At 68.0% G+C, this 16071-nt stretch carries 14 protein-coding genes and 1 pseudogene; 6 read left to right on the top strand and 9 right to left on the bottom strand.

Going from position 1 to position 16071, the window contains the following annotated elements:
* Window positions 1-134 precede the first annotated feature (134 nt).
* Window positions 135-1238, top strand: a complete 1104-nt coding sequence (locus tag EI982_RS09040; RefSeq protein ID WP_157689390.1) for an AI-2E family transporter — start codon at window positions 135-137, stop codon at window positions 1236-1238.
* Between the two features lie 11 nt (window positions 1239-1249).
* On the opposite strand, the gene EI982_RS09035 is transcribed toward EI982_RS09040, so the two are convergent.
* Both EI982_RS09035 and EI982_RS09030 read right to left on the bottom strand, forming a co-directional pair.
* Window positions 1250-2437 carry a M50 family metallopeptidase gene (locus EI982_RS09035; protein ID WP_157689389.1) on the bottom strand — a complete coding sequence of 396 codons (1188 nt, stop codon included), beginning with the start codon at window positions 2435-2437 and terminating at the stop codon, window positions 1250-1252.
* A 91-nt stretch (window positions 2438-2528) separates the two neighbouring features.
* Window positions 2529-4217, bottom strand: a complete 1689-nt coding sequence (locus EI982_RS09030) for a choice-of-anchor I family protein (RefSeq protein ID WP_157689388.1) — start codon at window positions 4215-4217, stop codon at window positions 2529-2531.
* Between the two features lie 127 nt (window positions 4218-4344).
* Here EI982_RS09030 and EI982_RS09025 point away from each other — a divergent pair, with 127 nt between their 5' ends.
* Both EI982_RS09025 and EI982_RS09020 read left to right on the top strand, forming a co-directional pair.
* The gene (locus tag EI982_RS09025; protein ID WP_157689387.1) at window positions 4345-4722 is read left to right on the top strand and encodes a cupin domain-containing protein; all 378 of its coding nucleotides are present in this window, start codon (window positions 4345-4347) and stop codon (window positions 4720-4722) included.
* Window positions 4723-4879: 157 nt separating this feature from the next.
* Window positions 4880-6931: a DEAD/DEAH box helicase gene (locus EI982_RS09020; RefSeq protein ID WP_157689386.1), complete on the top strand. Its 2052-nt coding sequence runs from the start codon at window positions 4880-4882 to the stop codon at window positions 6929-6931.
* Here the strand turns inward: EI982_RS09020 and EI982_RS09015 are convergent.
* On the bottom strand, window positions 6928-7326 hold the full coding sequence (locus EI982_RS09015) for an acyl-CoA thioesterase (RefSeq protein ID WP_157689385.1): 399 nt from the start codon (window positions 7324-7326) through the stop codon (window positions 6928-6930). The two genes, EI982_RS09020 and EI982_RS09015, sit on opposite strands and share 4 nt — an antisense overlap.
* Before the next feature lie 27 nt (window positions 7327-7353).
* On the opposite strand from EI982_RS09015, the gene EI982_RS09010 reads away from it, so the two are divergent.
* The gene (locus EI982_RS09010) at window positions 7354-7602 is read left to right on the top strand and encodes a hypothetical protein (RefSeq protein WP_157689384.1); all 249 of its coding nucleotides are present in this window, start codon (window positions 7354-7356) and stop codon (window positions 7600-7602) included.
* On the opposite strand, the gene EI982_RS09005 is transcribed toward EI982_RS09010, so the two are convergent.
* Window positions 7603-7806 carry a DUF7511 domain-containing protein gene (locus EI982_RS09005; protein ID WP_157689383.1) on the bottom strand — a complete coding sequence of 68 codons (204 nt, stop codon included), beginning with the start codon at window positions 7804-7806 and terminating at the stop codon, window positions 7603-7605.
* Between the two features lie 236 nt (window positions 7807-8042).
* On the opposite strand from EI982_RS09005, the gene EI982_RS09000 reads away from it, so the two are divergent.
* Window positions 8043-8468: an EamA family transporter gene (locus EI982_RS09000; protein ID WP_157689382.1), complete on the top strand. Its 426-nt coding sequence runs from the start codon at window positions 8043-8045 to the stop codon at window positions 8466-8468.
* Between the two features lie 166 nt (window positions 8469-8634).
* Here EI982_RS09000 and EI982_RS08995 read toward each other — a convergent pair whose 3' ends face one another.
* The 4 genes from EI982_RS08995 to ilvB all read right to left on the bottom strand — a co-directional run bounded on the left by EI982_RS08995 (window position 8635) and on the right by ilvB (window position 13899).
* Entirely contained in the window at window positions 8635-9081 is a 447-nt protein-coding gene (locus EI982_RS08995; RefSeq protein WP_157689381.1) for a MaoC family dehydratase, read from the bottom strand.
* A gap of 100 nt (window positions 9082-9181) precedes the next feature.
* On the bottom strand, window positions 9182-10915 hold the full coding sequence (locus EI982_RS08990; RefSeq protein ID WP_157689380.1) for an acyl-CoA carboxylase subunit beta: 1734 nt from the start codon (window positions 10913-10915) through the stop codon (window positions 9182-9184).
* 1 nt (window position 10916) lies between these two features.
* Window positions 10917-12083: an acyl-CoA dehydrogenase family protein gene (locus EI982_RS08985; RefSeq protein WP_157689379.1), complete on the bottom strand. Its 1167-nt coding sequence runs from the start codon at window positions 12081-12083 to the stop codon at window positions 10917-10919.
* A gap of 58 nt (window positions 12084-12141) precedes the next feature.
* Window positions 12142-13899 (bottom strand): biosynthetic-type acetolactate synthase large subunit, encoded by a 1758-nt coding sequence (gene ilvB / locus EI982_RS08980; RefSeq protein WP_157689378.1) that lies wholly within the window; start codon window positions 13897-13899, stop codon window positions 12142-12144.
* Window positions 13900-14159: 260 nt separating this feature from the next.
* Between ilvB and EI982_RS08975 the strand changes: the two are divergent.
* Window positions 14160-15173, top strand: a pseudogene (locus EI982_RS08975) (hypothetical protein).
* A 152-nt stretch (window positions 15174-15325) separates the two neighbouring features.
* Here EI982_RS08975 and EI982_RS08970 read toward each other — a convergent pair.
* Window positions 15326-15955 (bottom strand): archaellin/type IV pilin N-terminal domain-containing protein, encoded by a 630-nt coding sequence (locus tag EI982_RS08970; RefSeq protein WP_157689377.1) that lies wholly within the window; start codon window positions 15953-15955, stop codon window positions 15326-15328.
* Window positions 15956-16071 lie beyond the last annotated feature (116 nt).

The following is a 16071-nucleotide window of genomic DNA, read 5'->3' as shown; positions in this document are numbered from 1 at the left end:
TGTGACCGTTCACCGGTGGTTCGCCAGGACAGTCCGGCGACCCACCGGTACCGACTCGATCAACCGTATGCGGGGACAGCGCCGAGACACGACACCACGATTTTTGACCCCGGGCGGTGGATGAGGCGATACGCATGGACGAACGTCGCGCTATCGTCGCCCTCTTCGGTCTCCTCGTCACCGCCGTCATCGCCTACATGGCGTATCGGTTCGTCGCCGCCCTCACCGTCGCCGTGTTCATCTACTACTCGACCCGGCGGTTCTACCGGGCCCTCGGACGGCTTCGACTCCCCAAGCGGGTCCGGGCGGTGACCGTGATACTCCTGCTTGCACTCCCCTTGCTCCTGTTGCTCAGCTACACCCTCGTCCTCCTGGTCACCGAGACTCGTCGGTTCGTCGACACGTATCCGGTCATCGAGACGGCCGCCGCGAACGTGGCGTGGCTGGAGGGGCTGGAGGACCTGCCCAGCCTCTCCTTCGAGAGCGTCGTCGAGGCGTACCGTGCCGGACGGTTCGACGCGATCATCGACTTCCTCGTGGAGAACGCCGCCCTCCTGACGAGCGCCATCACGGGCTTTTTCCTCAACCTGTTCATCGTCATCGTCGTCAGCTACTACCTCCTGATCGACGGCTCGAAGTTCTACGGCTGGCTGGAACGGTTCGACGACGACGCCATCGTCCGGGAGTTCTTGGAGGCGGCGGACCGCGAACTCGAGGCCATCCTCTTTGGCAACCTCCTGAACGTCATCGCCATCGCCCTCATCGGTGTCGGCGCGTTCAAGGGGTACAACGCGCTCGCGCCCGCGGCGGTCCAGGTGCCGTATCCGGCGCTCGCGGGCGTGCTCACGGGCGTCGCGAGCCTCATCCCGGTCGTCGGGATGAAGATCGTCTACGTCCCCATCACCGCCGCGATGTCGATCCCCCTCGTCCTCGACTCCGAGTACTCCCTGCTCGTGTACGTCGCCGCCTTCCTGGCCGTGGCGGTCGTCGTCGTCGACACCATCCCGGACCTCGTGCTCCGGCCGTATCTCAGCGGCGAGCGTACCCACGTCGGTCTGCTGATGCTCGCGTACATCTTCGGCCCGGTCATCTTCGGTTTCTACGGGCTCTTTTTCGCCCCCGTCGTCCTCGCACTCGGGGTGACTTTCGCCCACACGGCACTTCCCCGACTGCTCGGCGGCGACGACGCCGTCGACGCCACGCTGCCGCCGGACCAGCGTCGCCTCGACGAGTTCTGAGCGGCCGTCGCTCACCGCCGTGCGAAGTCGGCGTCGTTCGACAGGCGGTCGAATCCCGTCTCGCCGCCGGACGCCGTCCCGCGGGTCCGGATGATGTCGAACGCCGTCATCAGGTCCGAACGGGAGATGAGGCCGACGAGGGTCCCGGCGTCGTCGACGACGGGCAGCCGACCGACACCCTCCCGTTGCATCGTCGAGATGGCGTCCATCGCGTCCGCGCCCGGCGCGATGGTCACCAGGTCGGTCGCCATCACGTCCTCGACGCGGTAGGCGTCCCGTTCCACGTCGCGAACCTCGCGCGTGTCGTCGAGCGTGACCATCCCCACGAGGCTCCCCGCGCGCAACACCGGATAGCCCGTGTGGCGCTCGCGGAACATCCGATCCGTGAGCGCCGACAGCGAGGTGTCGGCCGTGACGGTGTCCAGATCCGCCGCGGGCGTCATGACGTCGGCGACGGTGACGTCCTGGAACGCCGCCTTCATCACCGTCTGCTGGGCCTCGCTCGACGCGCCGATGTAGATGAAGAAGGCGAGCGCGATCAGAAAGAGGTTGGCGAACAGGCCGACGATGGCGAGGACGACGGCGAACAGTTTGCCCACCTCGGCGGCGATCTGGGTGGCCTGGGCGTGCGGGCGGGTCCGTGCGAGCAGTGCCCGGAGGACGCGCCCGCCGTCCATCGGGAACCCGGGGAGCATGTTGAAGACCGCCAGCGCCACGTTCGTCATGGCGAGATACGCCAGGACGAACTGGACGGTCGGGAGGCTCCCGGGGACGACGAGGAAGGCCAGATAGGAGAGGACGCCGAGGGTGATGCTGACGAGCGGTCCGGCGACGGCGATGGTGAACTCCTGTTTCCAGTTCTCGGGCATCTCCGCGAATCGCGCGACGCCGCCGAACAGCCAGAGGGTGATCGAGTCGATCTCGTAGCCGTACTGCATGGCGACCAGGGAGTGACCGAACTCGTGGAGGAGGACACAGACGAACAGGCCGGTGGCCGCCGCGGCGCCGAGGAGCCACGGGACGGATCCCACCGTGAGCGTATCGACGGGCATCGCGGCCCCGAGGACGTCGTTGAGGACGGTGACCAGGTTCCCCACGTCGGCCCCGATCAGCCAGGCGAACAGCGGGAGGACCAGGAGGAAGGTCAGATCGAGTTTGATCGGAATGCCGAACGCGCTTCCGATGCGGATCCCGCGCATACGACACGTTGCGAGGGGACGGACTTAACTCTTGTAAGCTGGGTGGGTCGCGGACCCGCAGTCGTGTGGATCCCGCCCCGTCGGGCCATCCTCAGTTCGACCCCGTCACCGGCGTGATCTTGAAGACGCCGACGGTGCCGCTGAGTTCGTAGCCGACACAGAGCAGCGGGTTTCGGATCGGGCTCTCCGTGGCCGGCACGAAGTGGACACCCTCCGGAGCGAAGTCACCGGCCCGGGCGGGCTCGTCGCCGTCGGGGTCCTCCTCGGCCGCCGCGGCGAGGTCGTCCTCGGTCACGCTGTAGTCGCGGTCGACCGCCATCTGCACGTACTCGGCGGCCTCCGGCCGGGTCACGTCGTAGGCGAAGATGGCGCTGCCGACCTCCTGGCCGACGAACGCGAACGTCCGATCACCGATCGTGCCGAGTTCGGCGCTCTCGGTCTCCGGACCGCTCTCGACGACGTTCTGATGTCCCGCCGGTCGCCGTTCGGCGAACGTCTCCTCGAAGTCCCGCCCGCTGTCGAAGACGGGATCCAGCCCGTCTTCGGTGGCGTGCCACACGGTGAACGACCGGCCGCCGATGGCGTAGATGTCGGTGTAGCTGCCGTCGCCGTTCTCGTCGGCGAACTCCGCCATCGCCGCCTCGTTGACCTCCAAGTTGCCGAGGTGTTCGGGCCGTTTGAGTTCCTCGACGCTCTCGACGTACGGGTTCTCCGAGAGTTCGAACCCCTCGGGGTCGAGGTCGAGGTCGCCGAGTACACTCACCTCGAAGTCCTTGGCGTCGCCCTCGTTGGCGGTGACGAGGTACGTCTCGCCTCCCACCTCGTAGGCGTCGATGGCGTCGGGCTGGTACATTCCGTGGACCGGCCAGTTCTGCAGGCTGCTCCCGTCCGCGTCGCTCGTGTCGAGTTCGTTTCCCGGCAGCGAGAAGTCCTTGAACCCGAGGCCGTGGACGTCGAGCACCGATCCGTCGGCCAGATCGACCGTGGCGATGGCGTTGTTCTCCTGTAGCGAGACGAACGCCCGTTCGGAGTCGGGCGTGACGGCGACGAACTCGGGTTCGATGACGGTGGAGGCGACGGCCGCCTCCTCGTTCGGCGAGACGAGGTGTACTCCCTCCTCCCGGAGGGCGCCCTCCTGCCCATCGAACTCGTCGAACGTCGCGGTCCGCACGACGGCGGCGTCGACGCCGTTCGTGACGTCGATGACGCTGACCGAACCGGCGGGGTCGGTCGACTCACCGGGTTCGCCCTCGTTGGCGACGACGACGTAGTTCCCGTCGGGGCTGAACGTGACCTTGTCCGGCAGGGGGCCGACCGGCACCGCGTCGACGAACTCCAGCGACGACGCGTCGTAGAAGGCGACGGCGCCATCGGCCGTCGCGGGGTCGGCCTCGATGGCCGCGGCGACGAGGTTCCCGTGGACGTCGACGCTGTTGGTGCCGCCGACGGCCTGCATCGCGACCCCCTCGCGGGCGACCACGTCGCTCGCCTCCAGTACGGCGTCCTGTTCAGGGTTCGCCGGATCGGAGAGGTCGAGTACCTCGACCTGTCCGGCACCGGAGTTGACGACGAACAGCCGGTTCCCGGCCGCGTGGAACGCGACGATCTCCGCGCCGCCGAGGGCCTCGCCGGTCGCGTACCGGCCGATCCGGTTCAGCCGAACCGTCTCCACGTCGTTGTCGCCACCGCCGAACTGTGCCGCGAGGCCGGAGGGAACCGCCGCGCCGGCCAGTAGTCCGAGTACGCTCCGCCGATCAAGTCCGATATCGTTCAGTCTCACACCCACAGTTGACCGCCGTCGGCTGATATCTGCTTATAATACCGATATATATCACTCGTCGGCGGTGGGGTGGGATAGAGAGACCGCGACGCCAAACGCTTAGTCGTGGGGCCACCTACGCACCCGCATGAGTGAAGGGTCGACGACGCCGGTGCTCAAGCGAAGCGACGAGATCACGTACGAACCCGTCGACGCCGCCGACGGCCTCTCGAAGGGCGTCCTGCTCGACGAGGCGGACGGTGCGCCGAACTTCGCGATCCGTCGGTTCACCCTCGATCCCGGCGCCGAGGTGCCGAAACACACCAACGCGGTCGAACACGAACAGTACGTCCTCTCGGGGGAGTACGTGGTCGGAATCGACGGCGAGGAACACGTCGTCTCGGCGGGGGACGCGCTCTTGATCCCCGCCGGCGTCCCCCACTGGTACCGCAACGAGAGCGACGAGACCGGCGCGTTCGTCTGTGCCGTCCCCAACGGCGACGACACCATCGAACTCGTCGACTGATACGGAGTACCGTAACTGTTCACCGGTGGTTCGCGGGGACAGTCCGGCGAACCACCGGTACTGACTTACAATAACCAGTATGGGGCACGCGGGCCGCCGCGAACGGGACACGTGTGGAGTCGAACGGCTGAAATACCCGGTCCACGTAGCCGGATTCGTGTCACGGCAGGTCGGACGCGTCGAGACGCTCTTCCTCCACGGTCGCGACGGCGACTTCCTGGTCGCCGTCACGCGCGACGGTGAACGGGTGTTTCGGGCGGTCCTCGAACTGAAGGAGACGGACGCCGGTCCGCGCCCGGGTCGCTTCCGGCTCAAACGCGGATCGACCGAGGAGCCACGCGACCCGAGCCAGTTCGTCGAACTCGCGCGCCGCGCCGAGCGCATCCGCATCTCCCAGCAGACGTCGCCCGCGGACCGCGAGCGTCTGGAGGCGATGCTCGACGGCTACCAACTGGACGCCCTGACGGTCCGAACCTGCCGATACTGTGCCTCGGACGGGCGTTACTCGCCGATCACGGAGGACACCGCGATCAAGGCCGACCGGGATTACATCTGCCCGGACTGTGCGAAGCAGGAACTCGACGGCGAACTCGCCTACGCCGGCGGCCTGACCGGCGCCGCACAGGACCGACTCGAGGACCTCCTGTTGGAGGTACAGGACCTCGACCGCATCACCGACCTCCTGCAGGGCGAACTCGATCCCGACCTCACGAAGTTCGACGAGATCGGGGCCACGGTCGAGGACGTCGACCCCGTCGCCACCGCCGACCTCGACCTCCACCCGAAGCTGAAATCCCAGGTGACGGACCGGTTCGAGACGCTCCTCCCGGTCCAGAGCCTCTCGGTACGCAACGGCCTGCTCGACGGCGACGACCAGCTCGTCGTGAGCGCGACGGCGACGGGCAAGACGCTCGTGGGCGAACTCGCCGGCGTCGACCGCGCGCTGAAGGGGAAGGGGAAGCTCCTCTTTCTGGTCCCCCTGGTCGCCCTCGCCAACCAGAAAGAGGAGAACTTCGAGGAGCGGTACGGCGACCTCGTCGACGTGACGATCCGGGTCGGCGGGAGCCGCGTCACCGACGACGGCACCCGCTTCGACCCCTCGGCGGACGTGGTCGTCGGCACCTACGAGGGGATCGACCACGCGCTCCGGACCGGGAAGGACCTCGGCGACGTCGGTACGGTCGTCATCGACGAGGTCCACACCCTGAAGGAGGGCGAACGCGGCCACCGCCTCGACGGGATGATCTCCCGGCTCAAACACTACTGCGAGGATCGGGCGTCGACCGGCGGCGACTACGCGAGCGCCCAGTGGATCTACCTCTCGGCGACGGTCGGCAACCCCGAGTGGCTCGCCGAGCGCCTCCGGGCCCGCCTCATCGAGTTCGAGGAGCGGCCGGTCCCCATCGAGCGACACCTCACCTTCGCGGACGCTCAGGAGAAGGTGCGGATCGAGAACCGGCTGGTGCGCCGGGCGTTCGACAGCAAGTCCTCGAAGGGGTATCGGGGACAGACCATCATCTTCACCAACTCCCGGCGGCGCTGTCACGAGATATCCCGGAAGCTGGAGTACGACTCGGCGCCGTACCACGCCGGCCTCGACTACGGGCAGCGCAAGCGCGTCGAGCGCCAGTTCGGGAACCAGGACCTCGCGGCCGTCGTCACGACGGCGGCGCTGGCCGCCGGCGTCGACTTCCCCGCCTCACAGGTCGTCTTCGACACCCTCGCGATGGGTATCGAGTGGCTCTCGGTCCAGGAGTTCGAGCAGATGCTCGGGCGGGCCGGCCGCCCCGACTACCACGACCAGGGCGTCGTCTACCTCCTGGTCGAGCCCGACTGCGCCTACCACAACAGCATGGAGATGACCGAAGACGAGGTGGCGTTCAAGCTGTTGAAAGGGGAGATGGAGGACGTCCGCACCGTCTACGACCTCTCGGCGGCCGCCGAGGAGACGCTGGCGAACATCGCCGTCGCGGGCAAGGGCGCAAAACGCCTCAACGACCGGATGCTCGGCGACGTGCCGACGACCCAGGCGGTCGGCAAACTGCTCGAGTGGGACTTCATCGACGGGCTGACGCCGACGCCCCTGGGGCGGGCGGTGACCCGCCACTTCCTCGCGCCCGACGACGCCTTCGCCATCCTCGACCGCATCCGCAAGGGGATGGATCCCCACGAAATCGTCGCCGAACTGGAACTCCGCGACGAGGACTAGACGCGGTAGGACTCCATCCGATCCACCCAGTCGGCCGGTAACGGCCGCGAGCCGCCGCCGTCGGAGTCGACGTACACCTGGACCGTCTCGGCCGTCGCGGCCACCCGGTCGCCGACCCGGACCTCGTACCCCATCGTGACGCTCGATTTCCCGATATCGCGGACGCCCATGGCGACGGTCACCGTGTCGTCGAGTTCGATCTGACTCCGGTAGTCGATTTCGAGGTTGACGAGGACGGTGTCGATGTCGTCGAGGCCGACGCCGAGGACGTCGGCGTAGTAGTCGACCCGGGCCTGTTCGAGGTAGGTGGCGTAGACGGCGTTGTTGACGTGGTGCATGGCGTCAACGTCGCGAAAGCGCACCCGTATCTCCGTCTCGTACTCGAAGGTGGACATACGGTGCCCGTGGACGAGCGCCCATTTGTGCCTATCGGCTGGGGCGGCCGGAGGTTACTGCACCTCACCGTCCTCCGTGTGGTCGACGTCACCGACCAGCACATCGTCCCCGTCGACGACGGTCACGGTCGACGGCGACGATGGGACACGGCCTCGCGGTCGGTCGCGGCGGCGTCGCCGACGGTGCGGGCTTTCCCGAGTACGACGACGACCGGGGGCCGTGAGCCGGCGGCGCAACGAGCGCTTGGCGGCGGTGCGGCGGGCGCTCGCGGCTGACTAGCGCATCTCGTCGAGGTGGTCGAAGGCCTCGGCGTCGGCGGTCAGCCAGTGGGTGAGCCGCTCCACCTCGCTCGCGTCCGGCGGATAGAGCGTTCGCCGGTCCGCGGAGCCCTCGTAGGTGACGACGACCGACCGGAGACGCCCCTCCGCATCCCTCTCCACCTCGGTCGTGGCGCCGTCGGAGCCTGTGGTGTTCGACATGACGCGTTCGTCGATCGGCCGCGCCGACGGTTAATCGCTGCTATGTTGGCTCCGTCCCCGCCGGTATCCCTCGATACCGTCCGTACGACAACGGATCCCAATGGAGCGGCCGTGTTTCCGCGCGGAACGACACGTGGCTGAACCACCCGAACGCACTCACCCCATCGCGGCGAAGGTCCACCCGTCGGTCGCGCTGAACGCGAGTTTCTTCAAATACCGATACGAAAGCTTCAGCGATGGGATTGGCCGAAATAGACTCCGGAATCGTATTCGGGTCGATTACGATGGTTACCTGGGGGATTTGGACGGTTTTGGGAAACGCCGCGTCGGAGTCCATCGATCCGCGGACCGCCGCCGCGATCTCGTATCTCGTCGCGGGTCTGCTCGCACTCGGATTCCTCGTCGTTTCGGATGCATCGCTCGCCGTGACGGCGAGAGGGGGGCTGCTTGCCGGTGTGGCCGGGTTGTTCACCGGAGCCGGCCTCATCTCGATGTACATCGGATTCTCCCAGGGGTCGGCGACGATGGTCGCCACGCTCGGTGCCATGTATTTCGTCGTCGCGGCCATCATCAGTATGACCGTTCTCGGGGACGAGGTTACGATCACGAAATGTATCGGAATCGCGTTCGCAGGTCTCAGTATCGTCCTGATCACCCGGTAGGGGTACCGGTGCACTGATACGGATTATTGTAACTGGTTGCCAGTGGTTCGCCGAGACGGTCCGGCGAACCACCGGTACTGACTTACAATAAACAGTATGAGGCGTACTCGACGACGGTGAGACGGATCACGGCGGTGCCCAGCCGACGGGTTCGGCCGGCGGGGCCTCACGACGGCCGCTTGCGGGCGAGGACGGTCCGGTCGAACGAGCACACGAGTCGGTCGCCGACGTGGGCCTCGACGTGCATCGTGACTACACCACGGTCGCCGTCGCTCGTCTCGCGCTTGTCGGTCACGGTGGTCCGTGCCCGGAGCGTGTCGCCGACGTAGACCGGCGCCGGATGCTCCACGTCGTCGTACGCGAGGTTGGCGACGATGGTGCCGTCGGTCGTGTCGGGGATGGACAGCCCCACCGCGAGGCTCATCGTATAGAGGCCGTTGACGATCCGCTCGCCGAACTCGGTCTCCGCCGCGAACTCGGCGTCGAGGTGGAGCGGCTGCTGGTTCATCGTCAGGTCACAGAAGCGCTGGTTGTCGCTCTCGGTGACCGTTCGCCGCTTGTCGTGTTCGTAGGTCGTTCCGACCGCGAACTCCTCGTAGTAACGCCCCGTCATGGGGGTCCCGTGGGCCGCGACGGACAAAAGGAGCGGTCCCGGTCACGCCGTCGCGCGACGCCGCGACCCGCCGCCGGGCCGCGGGGCGCCGACCTCCCGGTCAGAGCACCGTCCCGTGTTTCTTCTCCGGACGCTCCTTCTCGACCGTCTCGTAGAACCCGAAGCGGCCGACCAACTCCTCGCGCAGCGTACTCGGCGGCACGAGCTCGTCGATCACCACCTCGCTGGCCATCCGGTGGACGTCGATCCCCTCGCGGTACTCCTCGCGGAGTTCCGCCTCCCGTCGCTCGCGCTCCGCGGGATCGTCGATGTCGGCGAGCTTGCGGGCGTAGACGGCGTTGATCGCCGCCTCGGGACCCATGATGCCGATCTCGGCGCCCGGGAGCGCCAGCGTCGACTCGGTGTCGTAGGCCGGTCCCGACATCGCGTAGATGCCCGCGCCGTAGGCCTTCCGCACCACCACGCACTGTTTCGGCACTGTCGCCGCCGAGGTGGCGTAGATCATCTTCTTGCCCGCCTCCAGGATCCCCTCCTTCTCGACGCTCGATCCGGCCATGAACCCCGGCGTGTCACAGAGGTAGAGCAGGGGGATCCCGTAGGCGTCGCAGGTCCAGACGAACTCGGCGGCCTTCTCGGCGGCGTCGGGGAAGATGGCGCCCGCACGCCTCGCCGGCTGGTTGGCGACGACCCCGACCGGCCGGCCATCCAGACGGGCGAAGGCGGTGACGATCTCCGCGCCGTACTCCGATTTCAGCTCCAGCACCGACCCCTCGTCGGCGAGGCGGTCGAGCAGGTTCCGGACGTCGTAGGCCTTCCGCGGCGCCTCGGGCACCACGGCGTCGATACCGTCCGGCGACTTTGCCGGATCGCGGCCCTCGGTCCGCGGCGGATCGGCGTCGGCGTTGTCCGGGAGGTAAGCGAACAGTCGCGCAACGAGCGATCGGGCCTCGGACTCGTCGGCGGCGACCAGGTCCGCGCTCCCCGACTCGGCGGCGTGGACCCCGGGCCCGCCCAGTTCGTCCATGCTGATCTCCTCGCCGGTGACCATCTCGACCATGCGCGGCGAGGCGATGGCCATCGCCGACCCCTCGACCATGACCGTGAAGTCGGCGAAGACGGGGGTGTAGGCGGCGCCCGCGATACAGGGTCCGTACAGCACGCAGACCTGTGGCACCGCCCCCGAGAGCCGCGAGTGGTTGTAGTAGAACTTCCCGATCCCCTCGCGGTTGGCGAAAAAGCCCGTCTGCTGGTCGATCCGGCCCCCCGAGGAGTCCATCAGGTAGAGCACCGGCCGCCCCGTCTTGAGCGCCCGCTCCTGCATTCGGAGGAACTTCTCGACGCCCTTCTCGGCCATCGACCCCGCCTTGACCGTGTAGTCGTTGGCCATGAAGTGGACCGCCCGCCCCTCGAAGGTGGCGGCGCCGGTGATGAGGCCGTCCGCGGGGAGGCGGTCGCCGTCCCCCTCACCCGGGGCCGACGGGTGCCACGCGTCGAAGTTGGCGAACTTCCCGTCCTCGAAGGTGAGCCCCTCGGGGAACCAGCGGTCGAGGCGGTCGCGGACGAACAGCTTTCCGGCCTCCCGCTGTCGCTGTCGGTACGCCTCCGGTCCCCCGTCGAGGATATCCTCGATTTCGGCCCACAGAGCCGCCTCGCGGTCGGTCGGCCCCGCCGCGTCGTCGCCGTCCCGTCCCGTCCCGTCGGGCGGGTCGCTCTCGGCCACCGGCTCCCCGTCTCGGTCGGCGAACACGCGGACCCGCTCGCCGAACCGGGCCGCGAGCGCCCTGGCGATGGCTTCCGCCTCCGCGGCCGTCGTCCCGGCGACGCGAACGTCCATCTCAGTACGACCTCGGGAAGCCGATCTCGGTCGCGATGTGGTTGTACGCCATCTGCTGGGTGACGGGCGCGAGGCGGGTGAGGTTGATCTCGCGCCACCACCGCTCGACGTCGTACTCCCTGGCGTACCCCCACCCGCCGAAGGCCTGCATGGCGTGGTAGACGGCGTCGATGCCCGCCTCCACCGCCGCGGCCTTCGCGACGTTGGCCTCGTAGCCGCAGTCCTCGCCACGGTCGAACAGCCACGACGCCTTCCGTCGCATCAGGCGCGCCGTCTCGACGCCCGTGTAGGCCTTCGTGATCGGGAAGGAGACGCCCTGGTGGGTGCCGATGGGCGCGCCGAACACCTCGCGCTCGTTGGCGTAGTCGACGGCCTTCGAGACGGCGAGTTCGGCGACGCCCGTCGCGCCGGCCGCGAACCCGATCCGTTCGGGGTTGAGCGTCTCGACCAGGTGCCACCAGCCGGCGTCCTCCTCGCCCAGCAGCGCCGTCTCGGGCACGTGGACGTCCTCGACGAACACCTCGCAGGACTTCGAGTAGTTGAGGGCGTGTTTGGGGATGGGCGACACCTCGATTCCGGGGTCGTCCATGTCGACGACGAAGAGGCTCAGCCCCTCGGTTGGTTTCGCCACCTCCTCGCGCGGCGTCGTGCGGGTGACGAGGATCATGTCGTCGGCGCGGTCGGCGAAGGTGATCCAGGCCTTCTTGCCGTTCAGGACGTACCCGTCGCCGTCGCGTTCGGCGCGCGTGCCGACGTTCAGCGTGTTCGTCCCCGCGTCGGGTTCGGTGATGGCGACGGAGAAGAGCCGGTCGCCCGCCGCCAGGTCGGGCAGGGACGCCTCCTTCTGGGCCTCGGTGCCCGACTCCCGGAGCGCGACGGCGGCCATGCCCGCGGTGACGACCAGATACCAGGTGCCGGCCATCCCACAGCCCTCGGCACACAGCGTCTCCATCGCCAGCCCCATCTCTTGGAGGCCCATGCCGGCGCCGCCGTACTCCTCGGGGACCAACAGCCCGTGGAAGCCCGCCTCGCCGAGTTCGTCCCAGAAGTCGGCGGCGAACTCGCCCGCTTGCTCGCGTTCGCGCCAGTACTCGGGGCCGTACTCGGCCGCGATGTCCTCGGCCGTCGATCGGATCAGCGCGTGTTCGGGTGGCGCTTCGAAGTCCATACGTCCGTTTCGGGGATCCGCAACCTATACTCTTGCCACGGGGTGACACGTGTCGGGGTCACAGGTCCGCGAGTTGCGAGCCGTTCAGCGCGAACTTGGCGTCGTCGCCGCCGCTCGGGACGATGGGATAGACGTCCTCCTCCGGAGCGACGTGTGCGTCCACGATCGACGGGCCGTCGTACTCGAGCGCCGCCCGAAGCGTCTCGGCCACCTCGTCGTCCGTCTCGAGGCGGAAGCCCTTGGCGCCGAACGCCTCCGCGAGCGTGTCGAACTCCGGAACCCAGGAGTACTCCGAGGCCATCCGGCGGCCGTCGAAGAAGGCGTCCTGCCACTGCCGGACCATTCCGATCGCCGCGTTGTTGAGGACGACCACCGTGACGTCGAGGTCCTCCCGGACCGCGACGGCGAGTTCCTGGACCGACATCAGGAAGGAGCCGTCGCCCTCGAAGCAGACGACCGACCGGTCGTCGGCCGCGGCGAGGCGCGCGCCGATGGCCGCCGGGAGTCCGTACCCCATCGTCCCCAACCCGTGGGAGGAGACCCACGTCCGGGGGTGCCGGAACGTCCAGTACTGCATCGCCCACATCTGGTGTTGGCCGACACCCGTCGTGACGATCGCGTCTTCGGGCGTCAGCGCGTCCGTCGCCTCGACGACGAACTGCGGTTTCAGGGGGCCGTCCTCGGCTGTCCTGTAGTCCATCGCGTACTCGTCTCTCCACTCCTCGCACGCCGTACGCCACGCGGCCGCGTCGGGCGACCGGGGCGTCGCATCGCGGAGTTGGTCGAGCACCGTCGCCGCGTCGCCGACGAGCGGGTGGTCCGCGTGCACGTTCTTGTCGATCTCCGCGGGGTCGATGTCGACGTGGACCACCGTCGCTCCCGGTGCGAACGTCTCGACGCCGCCGGTGAGTCGGTCGTCGAAGCGCGTCCCGACGGCGAGCAACACGTCGCAGTGCTGGAGGGCCATGTTGGCGTAGCCGGTGCCGTGCATGCCCGCGACGCCCATCGAGAGGGCGTGATCCTCGGGGAACGAGCCGAGTCCCGGCATCGTCGTCACGACCGGCAGGCCGAACTCGGTCGCCACCGCCCGGAGTTCACCCCACGCCTCGCCCTTGATCACGCCGCCGCCGGCGAGGACGACGGGACGCTCGGCGCCCGCGAGGGCGGCCGCGGCCGCGTCGACCCGGGCGCCGTCGGCCGCATCGGGCACCTCGACGTGGGCGGGGCGTGGGGGGTCGCCGGGCGTCCACTCGGCGGGTGCCTGCGTGACGTCTTTCGGGAGGTCGACCAGCGTCGGCCCCGGCCGGCCGTCGCGGGCGAGCGCGAACGCCTCGCCGACGTCGTCACCCACCGTATCGGGATCGGTCGCGAAGTAGTTCGTCTTCGTGATCGGTTCGGTCACGCCCGTCGTGTCCGTCTCCTGGAAGGCGTCCTTGCCGACTAGCGTCGACGGGGCCTGCCCGGTCAGGGCGACCACCGGATCGGAGTCCATGTCGGCGTCGGCCAGCCCGGTGACGAGGTTGGTGGCGCCGGGACCGGAGGTGGCCAGACAGACCCCCGGCGTGCCGGTGACGGTGCCGTAGGCGTCGGCGGCGTGGGCCGCGGACTGTTCGTGGCCCATGACGACGTGTTCGATGTCGGCGTGATACAGGGCGTCGTAGACGGGCATGATGGCCCCGCCCTGTACCCCGAACGCGTGGTCGACGCCGGCGGCTTCGAGCGCCGCGACGACGGCGTCGGCACCGCTCGTGATCGGTCGCGTGGTTGTGGTCGATTCCTCCGCTGGGTCTTGCTGGACTGAAACGTGTTCTGTCATGTGGGTCGTGTGGCGACGGCGTCACGGTGGCGCGGCGACGCCGATGGTCGGGGGTCGTTGCGGACGGGACGGATTCGAGGAGAGAGGATGTTGTGGGGCTACTGGGCCCCGATAATCGCGACGATGGACACACCACTGTCGGCCGGCGGCCGTCCGGGTGTGGTGGACCGTGTCATCTGTCAACTCACATGGCTGGCGCAGGTATTAAGCTTCCGCTCGGCGCGGCGCCGGCCCCAGTCTTTTGCCCCCCCAACGAGGCCATGGGCGAGGATCACTCCGGCGATACGCTGCGCGCTCGCGCCGGCGAGAGCCGAACCAAACTCCGGTTCCTGCTGGAGGCCGACCGTCGCCTCATCGTCGCGGGGCTTGTCGTCGTGGCGTTTCTCGTCTTGCTCGTGACCGGCACCTATCTCCCGGGTGCGGAGGGGACCCTCCGCGAGAGCGACTCGATCGACACCCTCTTCCAGGGCTTACTCACCGCGACGATCACCGGTGTGACGCTGGTGTTGACGCTCAACCAACTCGTGCTCTCACAGGAACTGGGGCCGCTCGGCGACCAGCGCGACCGGATGCGTGGTGCCCTCGACTTCCGCGAGGACACCGCCGAGATGCTCGGCGCCCCGGTCAGTCCCGCCCGCCCCTCGGAGTTCCTGCGTGCGCTCGTCGAACTCGCCGGCCAGCGCGCCAGGGCCCTCGGCGAGACGGTCGAAGACGGTGACGACGGCTACGACGCGGTGCGTAATCTCACCGAAGGCCTGACCGAGAACGCGACGTAGGTCGCCGACGACCTGCACGGCGCCCAGTTCGGCGGGTTCGACGTGCTCTCGGCGGTGCTGGACTTCAACTACTCGTGGAAGCTGTTCACCGCCCAGCGTATCCGCAACCGCTACGACGTCTCCGACGAGACCCGCGACGCGCTCGACCGGCTCGTCGACACGCTCGAACTGTTCGGCCCCGCGCGCGAACACTTCAAGACGCTCTACTTCCAGTGGGAACTCATCGACCTCTCGGAGAGCATCTTCGCGGTCACGATTCCCGCACTGCTCGTCGCGGCCTGCATGATCGCCTTCTTCGATCCGACGAGCTACCCCGGCGTTCTGGTGCCGGTCGTCGCCCTGGCCACCACGGTGTCGGTACTCCCCTTTCTCGTCTTGCTGGTCTACGTCATCCGCATCGCGACGGTGGCGAAACACACGCTCTCGATCGGTCCGTTCATCCCGCAGGAGGCGGAGGGAATCGAGGAGGTGTCGTGGGCCGACGACGAGTCCCGTTAGCCTTTAGCCACCAACGGTGCAACCCCGCACAATGACTGCGCAGGCGCTCCAGCAACGTGATCTCGCGGTCGTCACCGGGCTGGAGGTTCACACCAGTTCGAGACCGGCACGAATTTGCTCCGTGGCTGTTCGACCGAGGCGGCCGTGAAGGGTCAGTCGTTGTCAATCTCCAGCGTACCCGAGTCGGTTTCGTCGCCGTTGATTCCGACGGTGACGGCGTAGTCACCCGCGCCGTCGGGGTTATCCACCTCCTCGAACTCCACGATCAACGCGTCGCCGCCCTCCAGGTTGTAGTTCCCCGATAGCTCGATCGTGATCGTGTTCCCGCCGTCGGAGACTTTCACCCCGTCGTCGGGTGGACAACACTCCACGTCGTCGGTCGCGTCGACCTCGATGTCGCCGTCGCGATCCTCGTCGATCCCGACGGTCTCGATGTCCTCGCGTTCGTCCACCCCCGTGACGCTCGCCGATCCGTCGGGATATTCGACGACCACGCTGTTCAGGGAGTTGCCGGCAGCGTCGGCACCCGTCGCGATAGTGTAGTTCACCACGTGCACCGTGTTTTCGTCCGGATCGTCGTCGCGCGCCCAGATCAGTTCGGATCGGTAGCTGTCGTTCCACCCCCCAGCTCCCCGGTCGTCGGTCAGATCGCCCACCTGATCGCGCTCACGGTCGAAGTCGGCCATCTGCGTCGCCCCGGCGGCGAACATCGAGGCCAGCAGGAGGGTGATGACGATCACGACGACCGTCCCCACGAGCGGGGAGATCCCTCGGCGGTTCATCGCCCTGGCTTGGGGACCCCATCGGCAACAAAGCCACGATGGGTTCTCAGTAGTGAAAACGAACCGCTCTCCACCGGCCTGTCCTGCGCGACAGCGACTGTCCGACGAGTCCCGTT

The sequence above is a fragment of the Haloplanus salinarum genome (assembly GCF_009762275.1).
Taxonomy (GTDB): Archaea; Halobacteriota; Halobacteria; order Halobacteriales; family Haloferacaceae; genus Haloplanus; species Haloplanus salinarum.
The sequence above is the reverse complement of the archived record's forward strand: the minus strand, read 5'-3'. Positions and strand labels throughout refer to the sequence as shown.